Annotated in this window: 22 protein-coding genes; 4 read left to right on the forward strand and 18 right to left on the reverse strand. The window is 74.4% G+C overall.

What is annotated here, in order from left to right:
• Positions 1-345: 345 nt before the first annotated feature.
• Entirely contained in the window at positions 346-1125 is a 780-nt protein-coding gene (locus tag ACF1BN_RS27065; protein ID WP_392334310.1) for a VOC family protein, read from the forward strand.
• 53 nt (positions 1126-1178) lie between these two features.
• Here ACF1BN_RS27065 and ACF1BN_RS27070 read toward each other — a convergent pair whose 3' ends face one another.
• The 10 genes from ACF1BN_RS27070 to ACF1BN_RS27115 form a co-directional block, all read right to left on the reverse strand.
• On the reverse strand, positions 1179-1940 hold the full coding sequence (locus tag ACF1BN_RS27070; RefSeq protein ID WP_392334197.1) for a PIG-L deacetylase family protein: 762 nt from the start codon (positions 1938-1940) through the stop codon (positions 1179-1181).
• On the reverse strand, positions 1937-2869 hold the full coding sequence (locus ACF1BN_RS27075; RefSeq protein WP_392334198.1) for an SIS domain-containing protein: 933 nt from the start codon (positions 2867-2869) through the stop codon (positions 1937-1939). Before ACF1BN_RS27075 ends, ACF1BN_RS27070 begins: the two co-directional genes overlap by 4 nt.
• 272 nt (positions 2870-3141) lie before the next feature.
• On the reverse strand, positions 3142-4449 hold the full coding sequence (locus ACF1BN_RS27080; RefSeq protein WP_392334311.1) for an alpha/beta fold hydrolase: 1308 nt from the start codon (positions 4447-4449) through the stop codon (positions 3142-3144).
• A gap of 262 nt (positions 4450-4711) precedes the next feature.
• Positions 4712-5119 carry a VOC family protein gene (locus ACF1BN_RS27085; RefSeq protein WP_392334199.1) on the reverse strand — a complete coding sequence of 136 codons (408 nt, stop codon included), beginning with the start codon at positions 5117-5119 and terminating at the stop codon, positions 4712-4714.
• A 73-nt stretch (positions 5120-5192) separates the two neighbouring features.
• Positions 5193-6023: an ammonia-dependent NAD(+) synthetase gene (gene nadE / locus ACF1BN_RS27090; RefSeq protein ID WP_392334200.1), complete on the reverse strand. Its 831-nt coding sequence runs from the start codon at positions 6021-6023 to the stop codon at positions 5193-5195.
• A 200-nt stretch (positions 6024-6223) separates the two neighbouring features.
• Positions 6224-8296, reverse strand: a complete 2073-nt coding sequence (locus ACF1BN_RS27095) for an ATP-binding protein (RefSeq protein WP_392334201.1) — start codon at positions 8294-8296, stop codon at positions 6224-6226.
• A 45-nt stretch (positions 8297-8341) separates the two neighbouring features.
• The gene (locus ACF1BN_RS27100) at positions 8342-9181 is read right to left on the reverse strand and encodes an ABC transporter permease subunit (protein WP_392334312.1); all 840 of its coding nucleotides are present in this window, start codon (positions 9179-9181) and stop codon (positions 8342-8344) included.
• Positions 9182-9315: 134 nt separating this feature from the next.
• Positions 9316-9981 (reverse strand): amino acid ABC transporter permease, encoded by a 666-nt coding sequence (locus tag ACF1BN_RS27105; RefSeq protein WP_392334202.1) that lies wholly within the window; start codon positions 9979-9981, stop codon positions 9316-9318.
• A 10-nt stretch (positions 9982-9991) separates the two neighbouring features.
• Positions 9992-10834, reverse strand: coding sequence for a glutamate ABC transporter substrate-binding protein (locus tag ACF1BN_RS27110; protein WP_392334203.1), 843 nt, complete (start codon positions 10832-10834; stop codon positions 9992-9994).
• Between the two features lie 19 nt (positions 10835-10853).
• Positions 10854-11651: an amino acid ABC transporter ATP-binding protein gene (locus ACF1BN_RS27115; protein ID WP_392334204.1), complete on the reverse strand. Its 798-nt coding sequence runs from the start codon at positions 11649-11651 to the stop codon at positions 10854-10856.
• Positions 11652-11902: 251 nt separating this feature from the next.
• On the opposite strand from ACF1BN_RS27115, the gene ACF1BN_RS27120 reads away from it, so the two are divergent.
• The 3 genes from ACF1BN_RS27120 (at position 11903) to ACF1BN_RS27130 (ending at position 14406) form a co-directional block, all read left to right on the forward strand.
• The gene (locus tag ACF1BN_RS27120; protein WP_392334205.1) at positions 11903-12361 is read left to right on the forward strand and encodes a cyclic nucleotide-binding domain-containing protein; all 459 of its coding nucleotides are present in this window, start codon (positions 11903-11905) and stop codon (positions 12359-12361) included.
• A 126-nt stretch (positions 12362-12487) separates the two neighbouring features.
• Positions 12488-12955 (forward strand): DUF6114 domain-containing protein, encoded by a 468-nt coding sequence (locus ACF1BN_RS27125; protein ID WP_392334206.1) that lies wholly within the window; start codon positions 12488-12490, stop codon positions 12953-12955.
• An 86-nt stretch (positions 12956-13041) separates the two neighbouring features.
• The gene (locus ACF1BN_RS27130; RefSeq protein ID WP_392334207.1) at positions 13042-14406 is read left to right on the forward strand and encodes a carboxyl transferase domain-containing protein; all 1365 of its coding nucleotides are present in this window, start codon (positions 13042-13044) and stop codon (positions 14404-14406) included.
• Positions 14407-14459: 53 nt separating this feature from the next.
• Here the strand turns inward: ACF1BN_RS27130 and ACF1BN_RS27135 are convergent, their stop codons facing one another.
• The 8 genes from ACF1BN_RS27135 to ACF1BN_RS27170 all read right to left on the reverse strand — a co-directional run bounded on the left by ACF1BN_RS27135 (position 14460) and on the right by ACF1BN_RS27170 (position 20705).
• On the reverse strand, positions 14460-14783 hold the full coding sequence (locus ACF1BN_RS27135) for a plasmid stabilization protein (RefSeq protein WP_392334208.1): 324 nt from the start codon (positions 14781-14783) through the stop codon (positions 14460-14462).
• A gap of 21 nt (positions 14784-14804) precedes the next feature.
• Complete coding sequence (locus ACF1BN_RS27140; protein ID WP_392334209.1) at positions 14805-15248, reverse strand: DUF3040 domain-containing protein; 444 nt, start codon at positions 15246-15248, stop codon at positions 14805-14807.
• A 56-nt stretch (positions 15249-15304) separates the two neighbouring features.
• On the reverse strand, positions 15305-15808 hold the full coding sequence (locus ACF1BN_RS27145; RefSeq protein ID WP_392334210.1) for an ATP-binding protein: 504 nt from the start codon (positions 15806-15808) through the stop codon (positions 15305-15307).
• On the reverse strand, positions 15805-16227 hold the full coding sequence (locus ACF1BN_RS27150; RefSeq protein WP_392334211.1) for an STAS domain-containing protein: 423 nt from the start codon (positions 16225-16227) through the stop codon (positions 15805-15807). Before ACF1BN_RS27150 ends, ACF1BN_RS27145 begins: the two co-directional genes overlap by 4 nt.
• 77 nt (positions 16228-16304) lie before the next feature.
• Positions 16305-17471 carry an oxygenase MpaB family protein gene (locus tag ACF1BN_RS27155; protein WP_392334212.1) on the reverse strand — a complete coding sequence of 389 codons (1167 nt, stop codon included), beginning with the start codon at positions 17469-17471 and terminating at the stop codon, positions 16305-16307.
• 20 nt (positions 17472-17491) lie between these two features.
• Positions 17492-18547 (reverse strand): polyprenyl synthetase family protein, encoded by a 1056-nt coding sequence (locus ACF1BN_RS27160; protein WP_392334213.1) that lies wholly within the window; start codon positions 18545-18547, stop codon positions 17492-17494.
• The gene (locus ACF1BN_RS27165) at positions 18540-18842 is read right to left on the reverse strand and encodes a polyprenyl synthetase (protein WP_392334214.1); all 303 of its coding nucleotides are present in this window, start codon (positions 18840-18842) and stop codon (positions 18540-18542) included. The genes ACF1BN_RS27160 and ACF1BN_RS27165 overlap by 8 nt, the downstream gene beginning before the upstream one ends.
• 210 nt (positions 18843-19052) lie before the next feature.
• A complete protein-coding gene (locus ACF1BN_RS27170; protein ID WP_392334215.1) occupies positions 19053-20705 on the reverse strand; it encodes a glycosyl hydrolase family 8 in 1653 nt (550 codons plus the stop codon).
• Positions 20706-20783 lie beyond the last annotated feature (78 nt).

The following is a 20783-nucleotide window of genomic DNA, read 5'->3' on the forward strand; positions in this document are numbered from 1 at the left end:
GCGGGGGGGGGCGGTTAGGGGGCGTGGTTGCGGGGGGGGGCGGTTAGGGGGCGTGGTTGCGGGGGGGGGCGGTTAGGGGGCGTGGTTGCGGGGGGGGGCGGTTAGGGGGCGTGGTTGCGGGGGGCAGCCTGCGGCCTCGGCGGCGGGGCGGTGGGCCGGTCGCTGTTCGGGGGTCGTACGCGGGGAGGTGTTCCGGGGCGGTACGCGGGGAGGTGCCCGGGGGCGTGCGCCGGTCGGATGAACCGGCGCGGCTGCGGTCGCGTCGCCCGGACGGAGGCCCGAGGATCGGCCATGGTGTCCGGGATCCGGCTCGGACGCAGGACGACGGAAGGACGGCACCGCCCCATGCTCGGCACCCGGTACACCCACGGCTCCCCCTGCTGGCTCGACCTCGGCAGCCCCGACACCGTCGCGGCGGCGGCGTTCTACTCCGGCGTGTTCGGCTGGGAGTTCCGGTCGGCGGGTCCGGAAGCCGGGGGGTACGGCTTCTTCCAGCAGGACGGGGCGACGGTCGCCGCGCTCGGCCCGCTCACCGAGGAGGGCGCGCGGAGCGCCTGGACGGTGTACTTCCGGACGACGGACGCGGACACGTCCCAGATGGTGACGGCCGCCGAGGGCGGTCGGGTCCGGGTCCGCGCCATGGACGTGATGGACGCGGGACGGACCGCCGCGCTCACCGACCCGGGCGGCGCCGAGTTCGCCGTGTGGCAGGCGGGGTCGGTGAAGGGGCTGGACCGGACCTCCTCGCGCAACGCCCTCGTCTGGGTCGAACTCCACACGCCCGATCCGGAGGCCGCGCTGGCGTTCTACCGCTCGCTCTTCGAATGGCGCTGGGCGGAGATGGACGCCCCCGGCATGACGTACCGGGTGATCTCCACCGCCGAGGGCGACCAGGACACCGCCTCGTTCGGCGGGACGGCGGCGCTCCAGGACTCCGGCGAGCGGTCCCGCTGGATCCCCTATCTGGAGGTCGAGGACGCCGACGCGACGGCGGCCGCGGTGACCGCCTCGGGCGGCACGGTCCTGCTCCCGCCCTCGGACATCCCGGACGTCGGCCGCCTCGCCTGGTTCGCCGACCCCTTCGGCGCCGAGTTCTCGGTCCTCAAGCCGGCGCCGATGGGCTGACGACCCCGAACCCGAACCCGAAGCCGGGGCAGACGGGAGTCCGACGACAAGCCCTAGCGGGGGAACAGTTCGAACGTCACCGCGGGGCGCCCGCCGAAGCGGTCGGCCGAGGCGGAGGTGGTCTCGGTGACGAACTCGCGGACGTACTCCTCCGGCTTCTGGTCCGTCAGGGCCTCGATGTACGCGCGGTGGCAGAGCAGCGACTCGATCGCCCGCTCCAGGCCGGGGCCGGCGTCGACGGCGTGGGTGGGGGTGCTGGAGACGGCGACGGCGACCCAGCGGACGCCGTCCCAGGGGGCGAGGCCCTGGTCGCCGAGTTCGGGGAAGATCCAGCGGTTGCCCGCGTCCGAGGCCGCGTCGAGGGTGGCGCGCCCGACCGCGAGGTGGTCGGGGGAGTTCCGGGGCGCCCCCGGGCCGTCGCCCCAGCCCTCGTGGTGGTTGAGGGTCACGACGAGTTCGGGGCGGTGGCGGCGGATCGCCGCCGCGATGTCGCGGCGCAGGGCGGTGCCGTACTCGATGACGCCGTCGCGGTGGTCGAGGAACTCGACGGTGTCCACGCCGACGACGGCGGCGCTCGCCCGCTGCTCGGCCTCGCGGAGCGGGGCGCAGACGTCGGGGGCGATCGTGTCGATCCCCGCCTCTCCCCGGGTGACCAGCAGGTACACGACCTCCTTCCCGGCGTCGGTCCAGCTCGCGACGGCGGCCGCGCAGCCGTATTCCAGGTCGTCGGGGTGGGCGACGACGGCGAGGGCGCGCTGCCAGTCGCCGGGCAGTTCGGGCAGCTGGGGCAGGCCGGTGGCTTCGGTGTCGGTCATGCCCGCAGGATACGGGCGGCCTCGGCCGCGGTCGGGCGGAAGGCTCCGCCGAGGATGACGGAGCGTGACTTGTGGCGTGGGCGGTCGGGGTTGAGTCCGCGCCGCGTGGCGAGGGCGACGGCGAGACGCTGGGCACGGACCAGGGCGGCGACGGGGTCGACCGCGTCGGCGGTGAACAGGGCGCCGGTGGACTCGACTTCCTCGCGGAGACCGGCCGGGACGGGGCCGACGCACCAGACGAGGCTGTGCCGGTCGCTGATGCTGATGGGGCCGTGCCGGTACTCCATCGCCGGGTACGACTCCGTCCAGACGCGCGCCACTTCGCGGAGCTTGAGGGCCGCCTCGTCGGCGAGTCCGACCGTCCAGCCGGTGCCGAGGAAGGTGAACTGGCCGCGCCGCTCCCAGGCGGTGGGGAGGGGTTCGTAGAGGGCGAGTTCGGCGTCGGTGACGGAGGCTGCGAGATCCACCCCGAGTCCGGCGCGCAGGAGTTGGAGGGTGGTGGTGGCGAACCGGGTCTGGACGACGGAGCGTTCGTCGGCGAAGGAGAGGTCGACGGTCCGGTCGGCGAGCCGGGCCGCGGGGCTGTCGGGGACGCCGGTGAGGACGACGGTGGGGATCCGGCCCGCCGCGCCCGCGAGGAGGTCGACGACCTCGGTGGTCGTACCGGAGCGGGTGAGGGCCACGAGGCGGTCGTAGCCGCGGCCGAGCGGCGTCCGTTCGGAGGCGGGGAAGGCGTCGGTCTCGCCCGCCCCCAGGTCCTCCCGCAGGGCCGCGTAGGCACGGGCGATCAGGTACGAGGTGCCGCAGCCGACGACGGCGACCCGCTCACCGGGCCGGGGCAGCCGATCGGCGAGCGAGCCGGCGAGGGCGGCGGCGCGGCGCCAGCTGTCGGGCTGACCGGCGATCTCGGCGGTGACGTGTGCGCTCATGGCCCGAGTTGTAGCGGGCCGGGTGGGGGTGGGCCATGGGCGTTCGGGGTCCGGCGCTTGGACTTTCGCGCGGGGACCGGGTACCGGACTCGCGTACGGGACTCACGTGACTCACGTAGGGGACTCATGTGTGGGACTCGCGTACGGGACTCGCGTGCGGCGGGGAGCGGAGAGCCTCGGCGCGCGCCGGACCCCCGTCGGTGTACCGGGCCCCGGCCGGCTGCCGACGGACCCCGTCCGGGCCGGGTCCCGTCGGCGTACCGGAGGCGCTGTCAGAGCTCGTCGCGGGAGAGGGCGAGCAGCCGGTCGAGGACGCGCGGGCCGCCGGCCCGTACCCCGTCGTGCTCGAACTCGTCGGTGACCCAGGTCCGCGCGCCGCGGATCGCGGCGGCCGTCGCCAGGGAGTGCGCGGTGTCGACGTACATGTCGTCGTGGTACACGGCGGCGGCCACGGGCACCCGGTTCGCGGCGAGGACCTCGGGGTCGTACAGCGGGGTCCAGTCGTCCCGCCGGGCGAGGAGTTCGGCGGTCTCGCGCAGCGGGCGGAGGGCGGGGTCGGTGGTGAAGTGCCAGGGGTGGACGGTCTCGCCGGTGAGCAGGACGGGCCGGCCTGCGGCGAGCGCCCCGGCGGCGTCGAACTCGGGGAAGTCGGCGCGGACCCGTTCGGCGGCCCAGGCGGTGGGGCCCCGTCCCTGGGCGTAGATCGCCTCGTGGAGGACGGCGTAGAGGGGGTGTCCGGCGTACGAGAGGTGGGTCTGGACCTGCTCCAGGAAGGTGTCGGCGAGGGCCGGACCGTCGGGGGTCGGCACGAAGGCGCCCTCCAGGAGGTGGTGGAGCTGGTGGGTGCCGTCGCCGGAGCCGAGGAGGATGCCGAGGGACTGGAAGGCCTCGACGGTGAGGAGTCCGCCGCCGGGGAGGACGACCTCGTGCTCCAGGAGGTGGGCGGCGATCGCGCGGACGCGTTCGGCGTCGCGCGGGTAGCGGGCGAAGTGGGCCTCGTTCTTGCGCCGGACGCGCGGATAGGCGGCGGCGTACACCTCGTCGGCGGTGGCGTCGAGGGACGGCAGGCCGCCGGTGATGAGGACCCGCTCCAGGCCCTCGGGGGCGGTGGACAGGTAGTGGACGGCGCAGAAGCCGCCGAAGCTCTGGCCCAGGACCGTCCAGGGGGCGCCGCCGGTGAGCCGGCGGCGGATCAGCTCACAGTCCGTGACGATGGAGTCGGCGCGAAAGTGCGTCAGGTGATCGGCCTGCGCGGCGGCGTCGCCGCGCAGCGGAAGGGTCTGGCGGTTGGCGGGGGTGGAGCGGCCGGTGCCGCGCTGGTCGAGCAGGAGCACCCGGAATTCGCGCAGCGCGCGGTCGAGCCAGGCCTGCCGGCCGATGAAGCGGCGGGCGCCGAAACCGGGGCCGCCCTCCAGGTAGACCAGCCAGGGGCGCCGCTCGCGCTCGGCGTCGCTCAGGTCACTGGCGACGATCTCGCGTCCGAAGACCTCGATCTGCTCGCCGCCGGGGCGGGCGTGGTCGAGGGGGACGGGGAAGTGGTGTTCGGTGACGACGACGCCGGGCTGGCGGTAGGTGGTCAACGTGGTCAACGGTGCTCCTGCTGCTGGTCCTGCTCCGCGCTCCCCCGCCCGCACAGTGGATCACAGTCCGCCGCCGGGCGCCGCACCGGCCCGCCCTGGAGGGCGGTGCGCCGGGGGGGCGAGCGGGCCGGGGGCAGGCGGGCCTGGGGGCGGCGGGTCCGGGGGCAGCGGGTCTGGGGGTCAGGCGGTCCGGGGGGTCAGTCGGCCCGGGGGGGCAGACGGCCCGGGGGGCAGACGGCCCGGGGGTCAGTCGGCCCGGGGGTCAGTCGGTCTCCATCACCGCGATGACGTTGCCCGCTGGGTCGGTGAACCAGGCGATGCCGGCCGGGCCGCCCTCCTCGTGCTCGCCCTCGCCGGGCCGGACGACGCCCTTGTCGTCGGCCTCGAACTCGGGGTAGCGCTCGAAGGTCACGCCCCGGGCGAGCAGGTCGTCGACGACCCGGCCGACGTCGTCGACCTCGAAGTTGAGGATCGTGTGGGAGGCGGGGGTGTGGTTCTCCTTGGGGTACACGAAGACCCGGGCCCCGCCCGGCAGGGTCAGGAACATCATCCGCATGTCCCCGGTCCCGGTCACCTCCACGGAAAGGCCGAGCCGGTCGCCGTAGAAGTCCCGGGCGGCGTCGAGGTCGTCCACCGAGAAGCTGCTGTACGCCGTCGTCTCGCCGAACATGGCGTGCTCCCTTCCGGGGCCCCGGAGGCGGGGCGCCCACCCTTCCAGGATCCGCCCGATCGGCGCGGGGCGCTCAGGGCGCGATCGGCAGCTGCCGCTTGTGCTCGGTGAGGTCGTAGCGGCGGACGATCGAGGCGTGGGCGGCCTCGCCGACGGGCTTGCCCTCCAGGAAGTCGTCGATGTCGTCGTACGTGACGCCGAGCGCGTCCTCGTCGGGCTTGCCCGGGTCGAGGGTCTCCAGGTCGGCGGTGGGCACCTTCCGGACCAGGCCTTCGGGGGCGCCCAGCTCGGCGGCGACGGCGCGGACCCGCCGCTTGGTGAGGCCGGTGAGCGGGACGAGGTCGGCGGCGCCGTCGCCGAACTTGGTGAAGAAGCCGGAGACGGCCTCGGCGGCGTGGTCGGTGCCGACGACGAGGCCGTCCTGGGCGCCGGCGACCGCGTACTGGGCGATCATGCGCTGGCGGGCCTTGATGTTGCCGTGCACGAAGTCCTGGTGGTGGGCGTCGCGGAAGACGACCCCGGCGGCCAGGGTCGCGTCGAGGGCGGCGTCGCTCGCCGCCTTGATGTCGACGGTGAGGACCTGGTCGGCGCGGATGAAGCCGAGGGCGGTCTGCGCGTCCCGCTCGTCGGCCTGTACGCCGTACGGCAGGCGCATGGCGTAGAAGGTCGCCTCGTGGCCGGCGGCGCGGGCGCGCTCGACGGCGAGCTGGCAGAGCCGTCCCGCGGTGGTGGAGTCGACACCGCCGCTGATGCCGAGGACGAGCGAGCGCAGGCCGGTGCCGGTCAGGCGCTCGGCGAGGAAGGCCACCCTGCGCTCGATCTCGGCGGCCGGGTCGAAGCTCTCGGAGACCTGGAGCTCCCGGGCGATCTGGTGCTGGCGGGCGGTGGGCGCCGGGTCGGACACGGGAAGCTCCTCGTCGGGACGGGTACGGGCGACGGATCCGACTCTACGGCGTCGCCGGGGGCACGGGTCTCCCCGGCTCCGGGGAGCGGCGGCTCAGGGGAGCGCCTGCCGTCGGACCCGGGCCGGAGGTCGGCCGTTGTCGAGGGCCAGGGGTCAGCCGGCGGACCCGGGCCGGAGCTCGGCCGTTGTCGAGCCAGGGGTCAGCCGGAGTCGAGGGCGCGGTTCAGGCCGGTCGCGGGGTGGTCGGTGAGGGCGCGGAGGAAGATCTCCTCGTAGGCGGGGTCGCCGAGGGAGGCCCGGACGTCGGCGGTGTAGTGGGCGTGGAGGGCACGCAGGCCGGGGAGGCCGCGGCGGGGCTGGCCCGTGGCGCGCCAGTACGCCTCGCCGGTGCCGGACGCGTCGGCGGCTCGGGCGCCGTCGCCCGCGGCGGCGTAGGCGGTGGCGAGGACGTCGAGGCCCAGGGCGGTGCCGAGTCCGGCGCCGAGGGCGCGGGTGCCGGCGAGCATGGCCCGGGCGTGGTCGCCCGCGACGGCCGGGTCGCCTTCCAGAAGGGCGGTGAGGGCGAGCTGGTACTCCAGGGCGGTGCGTATCCAGTGCTCGTCGAGGGTGTCGCAGAGGGCGCGCAGGGCGAGGGCGTCGGGGCGGGCCTCGGCGAGCCGGCCGAGGCCGGTGAGGGCGAAGACGCGGACGAGGTGGCAGCGGAGCATGGCCGCGGAGTCCGCGGGGCCGCCGCGGGCCGCGGCGAGGACGTGGTCGACGACGAGGAGGGCGGCCCGGGCGCGGCCGGTGGTGAGGGCGAGGAGGCCGGCCAGGGCGGCGGCGTCGAGGGTGAGCTCGCCGGGGCGGTACGGCTCCGAGGGCGTGCCCGGCCGGTCCGGCGGGTGTTCGGTGTGGCGGGCCTCGCGGGCGCAGCGTTCGCTGATGTCCTGGGCGGGGCCGAGGTCGCCCTGGAGGACGAGGGTGACGCCGAGGGCCCACAGGGCGCGGGTGCGGGGGCGGCCGCGGGTGTCGCTGAGGAGGAGGGCCTGTTCGAGGCCGTCGCGGGCCTCGCGGAGCCGGCCGCGGCAGGACCAGGCGAAGGCGACGGAGCCGACGAGGTCGAGGGCGGCGTCGGGGTCGGTGCGCAGGAGGCGGTCGAGGGCGGTGCGCAGGTCGGTGTGGTGGGTGTCGACGGCGCGGTGCCAGTCGAGCTGGGGGCTGCCGTGCCAGGCGTCGGGTCCCTGTCCCGCGAGGGCGCGGAAGTGGGCGGCGTGGCGGTCGGCGACGGTGCCGGTCTCGCCGAGCCGGTCCAGCCAGCCGGCTCCGTACTCGCGGATGGTGTCGAGGAGGCGGTGGCGGCCGGCGCTGTCGGCGGGGCGGACGACGGAGGCGCGGACGAGGCCGTCGAGGGCGGCGGGGAGGGTGTCGGGGGTGAGGGGGCCGCCGGCGCAGACGGCGGCGGCGGTGGGGAGGTCGAAGGGGCCTCGGAAGACGGAGAGGCGGGCCCACAGGAGGCGTTCGAGGGGGTCGGCGAGCTCGTGGCTCCAGCCGATGGCGGCGCGCAGCGTCTGGTGGCGGGCGGGCCAGACGCGTTCGGGGTGGGCGAGGAGGTCGAAGCGGGCTTCGGGGGATGCGGTGAGGCGGCTGCCGAGCTGGTCGCGGACGGCTTCGGCGCCCTGGAGCCGGATCTGGGCGGCGGCGAGCTCCAGGGCGAGGGGTATGCCTTCGAGGCGGACGCAGATCTCGCCGGCGGGTCCGGCGGCGGGCAGGTCCTCGCCGGCGGCGGTGCGGAGGAGGGCGAGGGCGTCGTCGCCCGCGGGCGGGAGCGGGTCGAGGAGGACGGTGTGCTCGCCGGGGACGCCGAGGGGGCGGCGGGAGGTGGCGAGGACGGTGAGGCCGGGAGCGGCGGCGAGGAGTTCGGTGACGAGGCGGCCGCAGGCGTCGGCGAGGTGGTCGCAGCAGTCGAGGACGAGGAGGAGGCGGGTCTCGGCGAGGCGGCGGCGCAGGGCGCCGGAGTCGGTGCCGGGGGTGTGGTCGGCGAGGTCGACGGAGTCGGCGACGAGGGCGACGAGGAGGCGTTCGCCGTCGAGCTGTCCGAGGTCGGCCCACCAGGCGCCGTCGGGGTGACGGCGGCGGACGCGGTGGGCGGCGCGCAGCGCGAGCCGGGTCTTGCCGACGCCGCCGACGCCGGTCACGGTGACGAGGCGGTGCTCCGCCAGCGCGGCGGTGATGCGCTTCAGTTCCGTGCGGCGGCCTGCGAAACCCGGGTTCTCGTCCGGTAGATGTCCACGCACGGGAGCAGTGTCCCTCATGTCCGGCCCGAAATCTCCTGTCGGAAGCTACGGCTTGGGGGGCTCCCCCGGCGTGGCGAGGTCGTCGACGGCCTCGGCGGTGACGACGGCCCCGGTGGAGCGCCTGCCGCGGCGCAGCCGGCGTTCGAGCCGGTTGGCGAGGGTGGTGAGGGCGAGGTTGAGGAGGACGAAGAGGACGGCGACGACGGTGAAGCAGGCGATGGTGTTGGCGCCGTAGTTGGCGCTCATGGGGCGGACGGAGGCGAGGAGTTCGGAGAAGCCGAGCATGGCGCCGCCGAGGGCGGTGTCCTTGACGATGACGACGAGCTGGCTGACGAGGGCGGGCAGCATGGCGGTGACGGACTGGGGCAGCAGGACGTACGCCATGGTCTGGCCCTTGCGCATGCCGATGGCCTTGGCGGCGTCGGTCTGGCCGGCGGGGAGGGCGAGGATGCCGGCGCGGACGATCTCGGCGAGGACGGAGGCGTTGTAGAGGACGAGGCCGGTGACGACGGCGTAGAGGGGGCGAGTCTCGGGGCTGATGTCGGTGAACTCGGCGTAGGCGGCGTTGGCGAAGAGCATGAGGATGAGGACGGGGATGGCGCGGAAGAACTCGACGACGGTGCCGGCGCCGGCGCGGACGGCGCGGTGGTCGGAGAGGCGGGCGATGCCGAGCAGGGCGCCGAGCGGCAGGGCGAGGGCCATGGCGAGGGCGGCGGCGACGACGGTGTTCTTCAGGGCGGGCAGGAGGTAGGTCTCCCAGACGCGTCCGTCGGTGAGGAAGGGCTCCCATTTGGCCGCCTCCAGCTGGTTCTTGGCGGCGAGTCCGTCGATCACCCACCAGACGACGGCGCCGAGGGCGGCGAGGAAGAGCACCGTCCACAGCAGGTTGCGGCGGCGGGCGCGGGGGCCGGGGACGTCGTAGAGGACGGTGGCGGGTTCGCTCCCGCCGGCGCGCTTCGCCGCCCGTCCGGTGGTGGCGCGCTTCGCCGTGTCGCCCTCGCGGGTCGGCCGTGTCGGCTTCACCGTTTGACCGCCACCTTGCGGGCGAGCCGGCCGAGGAGGAGTCCGGTGGGGAGGGTGAGGCAGATGAAGCCGAAGGCGAAGAGGGCGGAGATGAGGATGAGCTGGGCCTCGTTCTCGATCATCTCCCGCATGAGCAGGGCCGCTTCGGCGACGCCGATGGCGGCGGCGACGGTGGTGTTCTTGGTGAGGGCGATGAGGACGTTGGTGAGGGGGCCGACGACGGAGCGGAAGGCCTGCGGGAGCACGATGATCCGCAGGATCTGGGGGAAGCTGAGGCCGATCGCGCGGGCGGCCTCGACCTGCCCGAGGGGGACGGTGTTGATGCCGGAGCGCAGTGCCTCGCAGACGAAGGCGCTGGTGTAGGCGGTGAGGCCGAGGACGGCGAGCCGGAAGTTGATGGTGGTGAAGCGGTCGGCGCCGAGGTCGACGCCGAGGGTCTGGAAGAGGCCGAGCGAGGTGAAGACGATGATGACGGTGAGGGGGATGTTGCGGACGATCGTGACGTAGGCGGTGCCGAAGCCCCGCATGAGGGGGACGGGCCCGACGCGCATGGCGGCCAGGAGCGTCCCCCACACCAGTGAGCCGAGGGCGGACCAGAAGGTGAGCTGGACGGTCACCCAGAAGGCGCCCAGGAGGTCGTAGCCCTCCAGGAAGTCGAACACGGCGGCCGGCTCACTCGACGATCACGCCGATCTTGGGGGCGGGTTCGTTCTGGTAGTTCGCGGGGCCGAAGTTCTTCTCGACGGCCGCGTCCCAGGCGCCGTCCGCGACCATCTTCTCCAGGGCGGTGTTGATCTTCGCCTTGAGGTCGCTGCCCTTCTGGACGCCGATGCCGTAGTTCTCGTTGCTCAGCTCGAAGCCGCCGAGCTTGAACTTGCCCTTGAACTCCTCCTGGGCCGCGTATCCGGCGAGGATGGAGTCGTCGGTGGTGAGGGCGTCGATGACGCCGTTCTCCAGGCCGGTCAGGCACTCGGAGTAGCCGCCGTACTCCTGGAGCTGGGCGTCGGGGGCGATCTCGTCCTTGACGTTCTGCGCGGAGGTGGAGCCGGTGACGGAGCAGAGCCGCTTGTCGTTCAGGTCGGACGGCTGCTTGATGGAGTCGTCGTCGGCGCGGATCAGGACGTCCTGGTGGGCGAGGAGGTAGGGGCCGGCGAAGTCGACCTTCTCGGCCCGCTCGTCGTTGATCGAGTACGAGGCGGCGATGAAGTCGACGTCGCCGCGCTGGAGCATGGTCTCCCGGTCCGCGCTCTTGGCCTCCTTCCACACGATCTGGTCGGGGTCGTGACCCAGTTCCCTGGCGATGTACGTGGCCACGTCGACGTCGAAGCCGGTGTAGGTGCCGTCCGGGGTCTTGAGGCCGATGCCGGGCTGGTCGTACTTGATGCCGATGGTGATCTCCTCGCCGTCGTCGTGGTCGGCGGGGACCGCGCCCTGGGCGAGCGAGGCGGTGCCGAGGGCGAGGACGACGGCCGTCGCGGAGGCGACGAGGGTCCTGGTGGTCCTGAGCGGGTTCATGGTCATCACCCCGGGGGGATCAGTGGTGGAGGATCTTGGAGAGGAAGTCGCGGGCGCGGGCGCTGCGCGGGTTGCCGAAGAACTCCTCGGGGGTGGCCTCCTCGACGATCCCGCCGTCGGACATGAAGACGACCTGGTGGGCGGCGGAGCGGGCGAAGCCCATCTCGTGGGTGACGACGGCCATGGTCATGCCGTCCTGGGCGAGCCGGCGCATGACCTCCAGGACCTCGTTGATCATCTCGGGGTCGAGGGCGGAGGTCGGTTCGTCGAAGAGCATCACCTTCGGGTCCATGGCGAGGGCGCGGGCGATGGCGACCCGCTGCTGCTGACCGCCGGAGAGCTGCGCCGGGTACTTGTCGGCCTGTTCGGCGACGCCGACCCGGTCGAGGAGGGCGCGGGCGCGTTCCTCGGCGCTCCTGCGGTCCTTCTTGCGGACCTTGATCTGTCCCAGGGTGACGTTGTCGAGGACGGTCTTGTGGGCGAAGAGGTTGAAGGACTGGAAGACCATGCCGACGTCGGCGCGGAGCCGGGCGAGCTCCCGGCCCTCGGCGGGCAGGGGCTTGCCGTCGATGCGGATCTCGCCGCTGTCGATGGTCTCCAGGCGGTTGATCGCCCGGCAGAGGGTGGACTTCCCCGAACCGGACGGGCCGATCACGACGACGACCTCGCCGCGTCGGATGGTGAGGTCGATGGACCGGAGGACGTGGAGCGTGCCGAAGTGCTTGTCGACCCCGCGCAGCACGACGAGCGCGTCGCCGTCCGGGCCGGAGAGGTCCCGGACGGGTACCTCCGGGTCGGGCACTTCCGGGACGGGCATGTCACCCTCCTGGCTCACGCCCCCCTCTGCCGTTTCCTCCTCGGTCTCATGCTCCGCCCTGCACCGCGGGGACGCACCCCGGGGGCCTATCGGGGCGGCCCGCGGCGGGGTCCGGTGGGGGCGCGCGTCACCTGCGGTCCGGCCCGGGTGGGCGGGGGCGGCGGGGCCCGCGGAGCGTGCGCCGCCTGCGGTGCGGCCCGGGTGGGCGGAGACTGGGAGCGGAGCCGTACGCGCGAGGAGGAGGGCCCGTCATGAGGAGTGCCGCACCCAAGGTCAGCACGCTGCCGGCGGAGCACCGCGAGCGGCTGATGGCCTTCGCCGAGGATGTGTACTTCGAGTCGGGCGACCGGCTCTTCGAGGAGCAGCAGCACGCGGAGCGGTTCTGGATCGTGAAGACCGGCGCGGTCGGTCTGGACGCCAAGGTGCCGGGGCGGGGCGCGCCGGTGATCGAGACGCTGCGCCACGGGGAGCTGGTGGGTCTGTCCTGGCTGTTCCCGCCGTATCTGTGCCAGTCGGGGGCGGAGGCGATGACGCCCGTGCGGGCCTACCAGTTCGACGCGACGGCGGTGCGGTCGATGTGCCACTCGGATCTGGAGTTCGGGTCGGCGGTGTACTACTGGGTGGGGTCGATCCTGGCGCACCGGCTCCAGGTGACCCGGGTACGGCTCCTCGACCTGTACGCGCCGCACGGGAGCGGGATCATGGCCTGAGCGCGATGTGAGGCGTCGAGGGTTCTCCCGCACGGGAGTTGACCTCTCGGGGGCGCGGTCGTACGGTCCGCCCGTACCGCGCTCCGCCTCTGTCCGCTCCTCCGCCGCAGCCGTCGGGAGCAGCCCATGGACGTGCCCGGCCCTGTGTCCGGCTCCGTGTCCGGTTCCGTGTCCGGCTCCGCGTCCGGTTCCGAGCCCGTCCTTGTGTCCGGCCGCCGGCGTGCCCGGTGGGAGCGGCGTGCCCGGTGGGAGCGGCGGGAGTGGCGGCGAGGGCGGCCGTTCGGTGCGGGGCTGCTGCTCGTGCTGGGCGGGGCCGAGATCCTGCTGGTGCAGCGGGCGGGGCCTGCCGCGCTGCTGTCCGCGGGTGCCGACGTGCGGTACGCGCTGCCGCTGCTGATGTGCGCCTGCGGGCTGTCGGTGGTGCTCCTGCCGCGCGGGCGGCGGGCGTGCGCGGTGGCCGGGGTCCTGGCCTCGCTCGGCTCCTGGGTGGCGTGCGACCTGGGCGGTTTCCTGCTCGGCATGGCGCTCGGGCTCACGGGCGGTCTGCTCGCGCTCGGCCGGCCGCGCGGAGGGGCGGGACCAGGGCCGGAGTGATCTCCGCCGCACCCGGGCCGGGGGCCGGTCCGGGGAGGCTACCCGGCGGTACGGTGACGGGACCGGGCGACGGGCGGGAGGCCCCGATGACAGCACCTGCGGACGCGCGCGAGGCTCTGGCCCTCGTCACCGACGACTTCACCGAACTCCCCTGCGCCGGGGGTCCGTCGGCGGACGGGGCCGCGGGTGACGGGCCGATCGGCTGGCCCGGGTACGGGCGGGCCAGGGCCGCGGCGGCCGCCCGCTCCGGCGCCTCCGAGTCGGTGGTCTGTGGTACCGGCACGGTCGGCGGGACGCGGACGGTGCTCGTCTCCTTCGAGTTCGCCTTCCTCGGCGGCTCCATCGGCGAGGGCACCGGCGCCCGGGTCGCGGCGGCGCACGCGTACGCCCGGGAGCACCGGCTGCCCGTGACCGTCCTGCTGGCGACGGGCGGCAGCCGGATGCACGAGGGGATGCGGGCCCTGGTCCAGCTCCAGCGGCTCGCGGGCGAGTCGGCGCTCACCCGGGCCGCCGGCCTGCCCCAGCTCGCGGTCCTGCGCGACCCGACGACCGGGGGCGGCTGGGCCACCCTCGGGGCCGGCTCCGACGTGGTCCTGGCGCTGCCGGGCGCGCAGGTCGGCTTCGCGGGGTCGCGGGTGCGGCCGGCGGACGCCGATCCGGCCGCGTACACCGCGGAGTCCCAGCTCGCCCACGGACACGTCGACGCCGTCGTCCCGGCGGAGGAGCTGCGGGCGGTGCTGGGCGGCTGGCTGTCGCTGCTGACCCGTCCCGCCGCGGGGCCGGTGCCGCCGCCGTACGCGCTCGGCGGCACCGAGCCGTCCGCGAGCGGGCGGGAGGCGGTGGCGCGGGCCCGCCGGGCGGAGCGGCCGCGCGCCGACCGGTATCTGGCCGAGGTGTTCACCGCGCGGGCGGAGCTCTCAGGCGACCGCGCGGGCGGCACCGACCCGGGGATGCGCTGCGGCTTCGGCCGCCTTCCGGACGGGCGTACGGCGGCGTACGCGGCGCAGTGCGGGACGGCGACCCGGCCGGCCGGTTTCCGTACCGCCGCCCGGCTCGTGCGGCTGGCCGGTCGGCTGGGGATCCCGGTGCTGACGCTGATCGACACCCCGGGCGCCGCCAATGACGCGGAGGCGGAGCGGGCGGGGGCGGGTCCGGCGATCGCGGACCTCTTCGGCGCCGTCGCGGAGGCGCGGGTGCCGGTCACCGCGCTGCTCGTCGGCGAGGGCGGCTCGGGGGGCGCGCTCGCCCTCGCCGCGCCGGGCAACACCTGGGCGACCCCGGACGCGTACTTCTCGGTGATCGCCCCCGAGCTCGCCACCGCCATCCTGAAGCGCCCCCCGGAGGAGTCGGACACGACGGCCGACCGGCTCCGGCTCCGGCCGGTGGATCTGGTGGAGCTGGGCGTCGTCCGGGGCGTGGTCGGGGCCCGGCCCGCGGATCCGGGGCACTGACGCGGGGGTGCGGGCGGGCCCCGGCGGGGGCCAGCGCCGGGGTGCCCGGTGGTTCAGTGGCCGAGCTTCTTCTTGAGCTCGGCCTTGTTCATCCGCGACCTGCCGTGCAGGTTGCGGCGCTGCGCCTCCGCGTAGAGCTGGTCGTAGGTCGGCCCCTGGGCGCCGCTGTGGGAGCGCAGGCCGCCACGGCGCGACGAGGACATGTCGTCGGTCGAGCTCTTGCTCGCGGTCTTCGACTCGCCCGCGCGGGCCCGTTCCTTGTTCACGGTCCGGGCGGCGATCTCCTCCGCGCGCCGCTCGCTCTCGCCGCGGTCCAGCGCGCTGTCCTTGATGTGTTCGTACTGCCTCTCGCGCTTGGCGTTCGATCCGCGGGGCATCGTGCACTCCTCTCGTTCGGTTCAGGCGTCGGGCCGTCCGCCGGCCTCCAGGCGCCGGGTCCAGCGGACCGCCAGGCGCAGCAGCAGGACCAGTGATGCCACCCACACGGCGGCGAAGGCCCAGATCAGGGCGGGGGCGGAGGTCGCCACCGCGAGGACGAGCAGGGTCACCGTCGTGGCGGCGAGCACCGCGGCGGCGAGGCGCCGGCGGCCGGTGGCATGCGGTCGGCGGAGGGAGGGCCGGTGTCCGGCCATGCGCCGGACAAGGCCGTGGTCGCCGCGCAGGTCCTCCTCGATCTCGGCCAGTACGCGCCGCTCGTACGCGGAGAGCCGGATCTCGTCCATCGCGGCCACCTCCTCCGGTGCGGATCCCCGCCGGCGGCGGGGTGTCCCCCTTCGGCTGCTACCCGCCTCCCGCCGCTTCAGACAGGCGTCGGCGGAGCGGTCGAGGCGGAGCTCGCGCACGGGACTTCCTCGCGTCGCAGCGCGTGGGTGGACGCTCGCCCGGATCCTCGGTGAGCTCAGGTCGGGTCTGCCGGCCGGCGGCGCCACGGCGGACGCGAGGGCTTGCTGATCTCCAGCCAGACCACCTTGCCCGGGGTCTCCGGGCCCCGGTCCGACGCACCCCAGTCGGTTGCCAGCCGGTCGAGGACCATGAGTCCGTGGCCTCCGGGCAGCGAGGGCGAGCGGGGTGCCATCCGGCGGGGGTGCTCGGGGCTGCGGTCGGCGACCTCGACGCGCAGCAGGCCGTCGGCGTGCCGGAGGACGAACTCCTCCGGTCCCCCGCCGTGCAGGCAGGCGTTGGTGACCACTTCGGAGACCAGGAGCAGGACGTCCTCGACGCGCTCGCGCGCGAGGGCGCTCTCGGCGGGGATCCAGCCCCAGTCGGCGAGCGCCCGCGCGGTGAAGTCGCGGCAGCGGGAGACGGCTCCCGCGCTGCTGTGCAGCAGGAGCCTCCGGGTCTGCGCGGGCGTCCCGTCTCCCGGGGCCGTCCCGTCCTCCCGCACGGCCGGAGGGCCCGTCACGCCGGATCCCCGGGAGGGTCTCCGCCCGTCCCGTCGGCGGCCAGGGCCTCGCCCACGTCGGCGTGGATCCGGAAGACGCGACGGGCCCCGGTGATCTCGAACATGCGCTCCACGGGAGGTCGCAGCCCGGCCAGCTCCAGCCGGGCCCCGGACTCGGCGGCCCGTGCTCGGGCCCTGAGCAGCAGGTTCAGGCCGGTGGAGTCGCAGAAGTCGAGGCCCGCGCAGTCGACGACGATCCGCCCCGCGTCCTCGTGCTTCTCCAGCGCGGTGCGCAGCGGTTCGACCGTGTCGTGGTCGAGCTCGCCGCTGGGGACGACCACGACGGTCTCCGTGCCCCAGGCCGGCCGGACGTCCACCGTGAACCGGGGCCGCCGTGCGGGCGGCGGTCCCCCGCCGCGCGCGCCCTGCTCGCTGTCCATGCGCACCTCGCCTTCACCGATGAGACCATTTTCGGCCAGTTCGGCGCGGTCTGCGAGGAGAGGCGGCCGGGTGGGCGTCAGACCGTGGCGGGAGGCGGGGCCCAGCGGCGGTGGCGGGCGACACCGGCGTCGACGCCGTACTCCTTCCTGAGGTGCTCCGGGATGGCGTAGTGCATCACACGGCCCCGGGTGAGCGTGGACAGCTCGAAGGCCGAGGTGAGGTGGCCGAGCCGGTCGAGCGCCCAGGCGGCGAACGGCGAGGCGTCCTCCACCGACTCCAGGACACCCAGCAGCGCGGGCAGCGCCTTGACCGCCGTGTCCCAGCGGCTGCGGGGCACGTCGAGCCAGTCGCCGCAGGTGTCGCCGACGAGGTGGCGGATCAGGGCGGAGACCACGGGGTCGAACAAGGTGCCGGGGACGACCTCCTCGTACAGGTCGATCAGCTGCCGGGTCAGCAGGACGCCCTCCTCGGAGGGGCCCATGTGGCGCAGCAGGTAGAGGTCGAGGTAGCGGCGGGCCTCGTCGAGGGTCTTGGGTACGGCGGTCTGGTCGACGCCGAGGATCGCGCCGACCACCCGCCAGGCGTAGTAGTACGCCTCGGCGCCCTCGGTGGACATGTGGACGCCGAGCCGGTGGAGGCTGTCGAGGACGAGCATCGAGAAGAACATCTGCCCGCCGATCATGTCCTCCTGGCAGATGGGCACGCCGTCGGCGGCGGTGTCCCAGCGGTCGGAGCGGATCAGGTGGTGGCGGATGGAGGCGTGCAGCAGGCGGACCTTCTGGGCGGCCGGGACGAACCGGCCGCCGGCCTCGAAGGCGTCGGGCCGCATGAGGTAGACGGTGAACTGGCCGGTCTCGGCCATCCGCTTGCTCGGGTAGTGCAGGCCGTGGGTGGCGGAGAGCAGGCGGGCCACGCGCGGGACGACGTAGCAGGCGGGCATGGCGGCGAAGGAGAGGGCGGTGTTGATGTGGACGTTGTTGTCGGTGAAGAAGAGCCGGGCCTTCTCCATCTCGTTCCAGTCCACCCAGGAGGGCGGGGCGGCGGTGGTCTCCAGGTACTCGCGGGCGACGTCGGGCAGCCCGGCGGGGAGCTCCTGCCCCGAGACGGAGACGTAGCGCATGAGGGAGTTGAAGAGGCCGACCTCGCCGCGCTCGAAGAGGGTGGCGACGACCGCGTCGGCGAGCTCGTCGCCGCTGTTCCGCAGGACGTCGAGGGACACCTCGGTGTACGGGGTGGTGGTCACGGGTGCGCTCCAGGGTCGGGTCAGTGGTGACGGACGGCGGCGCGGTGGGCCAGGTCCGTGAGGGCGCCGTGAGCGGCGGCGGGCAGGTCGAGCTCGTCGAGGGAGCGGACGGCCTCCTCGACGCGGCCCGCGATCATCCGCTCGACGCGGGCGGGCGCGCCGAGCTCGTCCATCAGGGCGCGCACCTCCCGCAACGCGTCCTCGCCGGCCGGTCCGTCCCCGGCGAGCGTCCGGCGCAGCAGCTCGCGCCGGGCGGGGTCGGCGGCGTGCCAGGTCTCGGCGAGGAGCACGGTGGGGCGGCCGGTGCGGAGGTCGTCGAGGGGCGCCTTTCCGGTGCGGGCCGGGTCGCCGAAGAGGCCGAGCAGGTCGTCGCGGAGCTGGAAGGCCTCGCCGAGCGGCAGTCCGTAGCGGGAGAGTCCCTCGCGGAGCGCGGTGGGGGCGCCGGCGAGGAGGGCGCCGAGGAGGAGGGGGTGTTCCACGGTGTACTTGGCCGTCTTGTAGCGGATCACCTTGAGCGAGGTCCCGGTGTCCGGGAGGCCGCCGGTGTGCAGGATCTCCAGGGCTTCCCCGGCGACGAGTTCGCGGGCGAGGGCGGCCCAGAGGGGCCGGCCACGGGAGAGGTACGCGGCGGGCAGCCCGGACTCGGTGTAGAGGCGGCCCGCGAGGGCCATCAGGTGGTCGCCGAGGAGCAGGGCGAGCCCGCGGGCCGCCGCGCGGGGCCGGTGGCGGGGGCCCGGCAGCGCCGCGAAGGCGCGGTGGGCGGTGGGGCGGCCGTGCCGGAGGGGGCTGTCGTCGATGAGGTCGTCGTGGACGACGGCGGCGGCGTGGACGAGTTCCATCGCGGCGGCGGCGCGCACCAGGGCGTCGCTGTCGGGCTGCCTTGCGGCGCGCCAGCCCCAGTAGCAGAAGGCGGCGCGGAGCCGCTTGCCGTGCCGGGCGGTGGTACGGAGGGCCTCGGCGAGCGGGGCGAGGGCGTCGTCGACGGCGAGGAGTTCGGCGGCCTCGGCGTCGAGGAAGCCGGCGAGGACGGTGTCGGTGCGGTCCTTGAACGCCTCCGGCGTCCGGTCGTCACTCATCGGGGGTCGCCGCGGCGGCCCTGCGGGCGACGGCCTCGCGTGCCAGGACCTCCATGTGGGCGAGGCCGCCGGCGCCGTCGGTGTCGGGGGCGAGGCGGTCGAGGGCGAGCCGGCCCCTGGCGCGGAGGTCCGCGGCGGCGTCCCGGGCGAGGTCACCGGAGTCGGAGCGGTTGAGGAGGGAGCGGAGGGACCCGGCGGCTCCGCCGATCGTCTCCACCACGAGGTCGGCGAGGCCGGCGGCGAGCAACAAGGCCTTCTCGTCGGGGCGTTCGTCCTGGTCGGTGCGGTGCGTCATGCGGTCCGGCTCCTGGAGGAAGGGGTGCGGCGGCGCCCGTGCCGGGCGCGTACCGGGCCAGGATGGACCATGGGCGGGCCGCTCCGGCGGCCCGCTCACCCGATCAGGTGATCATGACCGGAACTCCGGCGGACGGGCGTCGACGACCGACCCAAGGCTCTGCGAGGGGCTGGTGCCGCCCCGGAAGTGACCGGGGCGGCCCGGCGGGTACTACGGGACCCAGTGGTTGCCGGAGACCGTGATCATCACCTGGAGCTGGATGCTGGCGGAGAAGTAGCTGCCGGTGTCGATCGGGGTGGCGAGCATCTTGTTCCACAGGGCGTCGAGCCACGCCTGGCTGCCGGAGTCCGTCATGGCGGCCACGGCGAAGGGGGCGAAGAAGGCGGCCTCGCTGCCGGCGGAGATCTGGGTGCCGTTGAGCTTGTACCCCATGGCGATCTTGTTCGGGTCGCCGCCGGTCTTGCCCTTGATCCAGGTGTTCATCTTGCGGGCGGCGGCGAGGGACTTGGCGTCGCCGCTGGTCACGGCGTCATCGGCGATGCGCCACGGGGTGCGGCAGGCGTTCCACCAGTACTGGCCGTCGTTGGGGTCCTCCAGGACCTGGTTCGGGGCCGGCTTGGGGCTGGTGTTGGTGTCCACGACGAAGTCGGGGAGGAGACCGGTGCCCGGGGCGTAGCCGGACTGGAGGGCGGCGATCTGCGTCTGGTGGGCGGTGCGGACCGCGTCCCAGCTCGTGTCGCCCGTGGCGGCCCTGAAGGCGCGGAAGTGGTCGACCATCCAGTCCGAGGTCCGGGAGATGTAGTAGTACTGGTCGCCCGCGCTGCTCCAGTCACCGAGCTTGAGCAGCTTGGTGGTGGGGTTCAGCTCGTCCTTCTTGATGGCCGCGATGTGCTTGAGGGCGAGCGCCTTGTAGTCGTACGTGCCGCCGCTGCCCCACTGCTTGTCGGCGAGGAGCAGGCCGTAGGCGACGTCCATGTCGCCGTCGGTGGCGCCGTCCCCGCCGTTCACGCTGCGGCAGTTGACGTCCTGCTCGGCGGCGAGGAGGTCGGGGTTGATGGACGAGGGGTGGTCGAGCTTCCACTTGACCAGACCGTCGAAGATCTTCTTCGCGTCGGGGTCGGCGCCCGCCATGGTCGCGGTGACGACCATGCCGTAGCCCTGCGCCTCGGCGACGTACGGGTGGTCGGCGTCGGGCGAGATGACCTGGTACCAGCCGTTGCCGCAGTTCTGCCGGACGAAGGAGGACTTCCAGCGGTTGTAGTAGTCGACGACCTTCTGGTCGAGCGCGGCCTGGCCGCCGGAGGGCTTGAGCATGCCGGCGGCGTAGGGCTTGAGGTGACTGCCGAAGGGGACGGCCGGGCCGGTGCCGCCGCCTCCGCCGGTGGGCGAGCCGTAGACCTGGAACTCCCAGAGGGAGTAGCCGTACGGGGTGCCCCGCCCGGTGCCGTACATGCGGACGTACCGGCCGCTGCCGGAGACGGTGAGGTCGTCGACGGCGCCGTCACCGGCCGTCGTGGCGTACACGTCGGTCCAGTTCGAGCCGTCGGCCGAGGTCTGGATCCGGTACGTCTTCGCGTACGCGGCCTCCCAGTCGAGCTTCACCCGGGAGAGGGTGTGGTTCGCTCCGAGGTCGATCCTGATCCACTGGGGGTCGACGCCCTCCAGGCTGGCCCAGCGGGTGCCGGTGCTGCCGTCCACGGCGAGGGCGGGCGCGAAACCGGAGCCCTCCACGGAGGAGGAGGTGGCGGTCTTGCCGGCGGAGACGAGGCCGTCGGCGGCCTCGGCGCGGGTCTCGGGCACGAGCGTGAGGGGCAGGGCCAGCAGAGCGGCGAGTCCGAGCGGGATGACGCTTCGTCGGCGCATGGCAACTCCCTTTCTCTTCAGTTCTCTTCACGGCCATTGCTCGTTAGGAAACGTTCCTAACTATCGGCGCGCCGAGCG

The organism is Streptomyces sp. NPDC014861 (assembly GCF_043081625.1).
Classification (GTDB): Bacteria; Actinomycetota; Actinomycetes; order Streptomycetales; family Streptomycetaceae; genus Streptomyces.

Bases quoted from the DNA above. Each gene is read 5' to 3' on its own strand.
- ACF1BN_RS27130 (WP_392334207.1), top strand. From the start codon at position 13,042: ATGACAGCACCTGCGGACGCGCGCGAGGCTCTGGCCCTCGTCACCGAC.
- ACF1BN_RS27070 (WP_392334197.1), bottom strand. From the start codon at position 1,940: ATGACCGACACCGAAGCCACCGGCCTGCCCCAGCTGCCCGAACTGCCC.
- ACF1BN_RS27160 (WP_392334213.1), bottom strand. From the start codon at position 18,547: ATGAGTGACGACCGGACGCCGGAGGCGTTCAAGGACCGCACCGACACC.
- ACF1BN_RS27065 (WP_392334310.1), top strand. From the start codon at position 346: ATGCTCGGCACCCGGTACACCCACGGCTCCCCCTGCTGGCTCGACCTC.
- ACF1BN_RS27150 (WP_392334211.1), bottom strand. From the start codon at position 16,227: ATGGACAGCGAGCAGGGCGCGCGCGGCGGGGGACCGCCGCCCGCACGG.
- ACF1BN_RS27165 (WP_392334214.1), bottom strand. From the start codon at position 18,842: ATGACGCACCGCACCGACCAGGACGAACGCCCCGACGAGAAGGCCTTG.
- ACF1BN_RS27075 (WP_392334198.1), bottom strand. From the start codon at position 2,869: ATGAGCGCACACGTCACCGCCGAGATCGCCGGTCAGCCCGACAGCTGG.
- ACF1BN_RS27125 (WP_392334206.1), top strand. From the start codon at position 12,488: ATGGACGTGCCCGGCCCTGTGTCCGGCTCCGTGTCCGGTTCCGTGTCC.
- ACF1BN_RS27085 (WP_392334199.1), bottom strand. From the start codon at position 5,119: ATGTTCGGCGAGACGACGGCGTACAGCAGCTTCTCGGTGGACGACCTC.
- ACF1BN_RS27120 (WP_392334205.1), top strand. From the start codon at position 11,903: ATGAGGAGTGCCGCACCCAAGGTCAGCACGCTGCCGGCGGAGCACCGC.
- ACF1BN_RS27110 (WP_392334203.1), bottom strand. From the start codon at position 10,834: ATGAACCCGCTCAGGACCACCAGGACCCTCGTCGCCTCCGCGACGGCC.
- ACF1BN_RS27115 (WP_392334204.1), bottom strand. From the start codon at position 11,651: ATGCCCGTCCCGGAAGTGCCCGACCCGGAGGTACCCGTCCGGGACCTC.
- ACF1BN_RS27170 (WP_392334215.1), bottom strand. From the start codon at position 20,705: ATGCGCCGACGAAGCGTCATCCCGCTCGGACTCGCCGCTCTGCTGGCC.
- ACF1BN_RS27135 (WP_392334208.1), bottom strand. From the start codon at position 14,783: ATGCCCCGCGGATCGAACGCCAAGCGCGAGAGGCAGTACGAACACATC.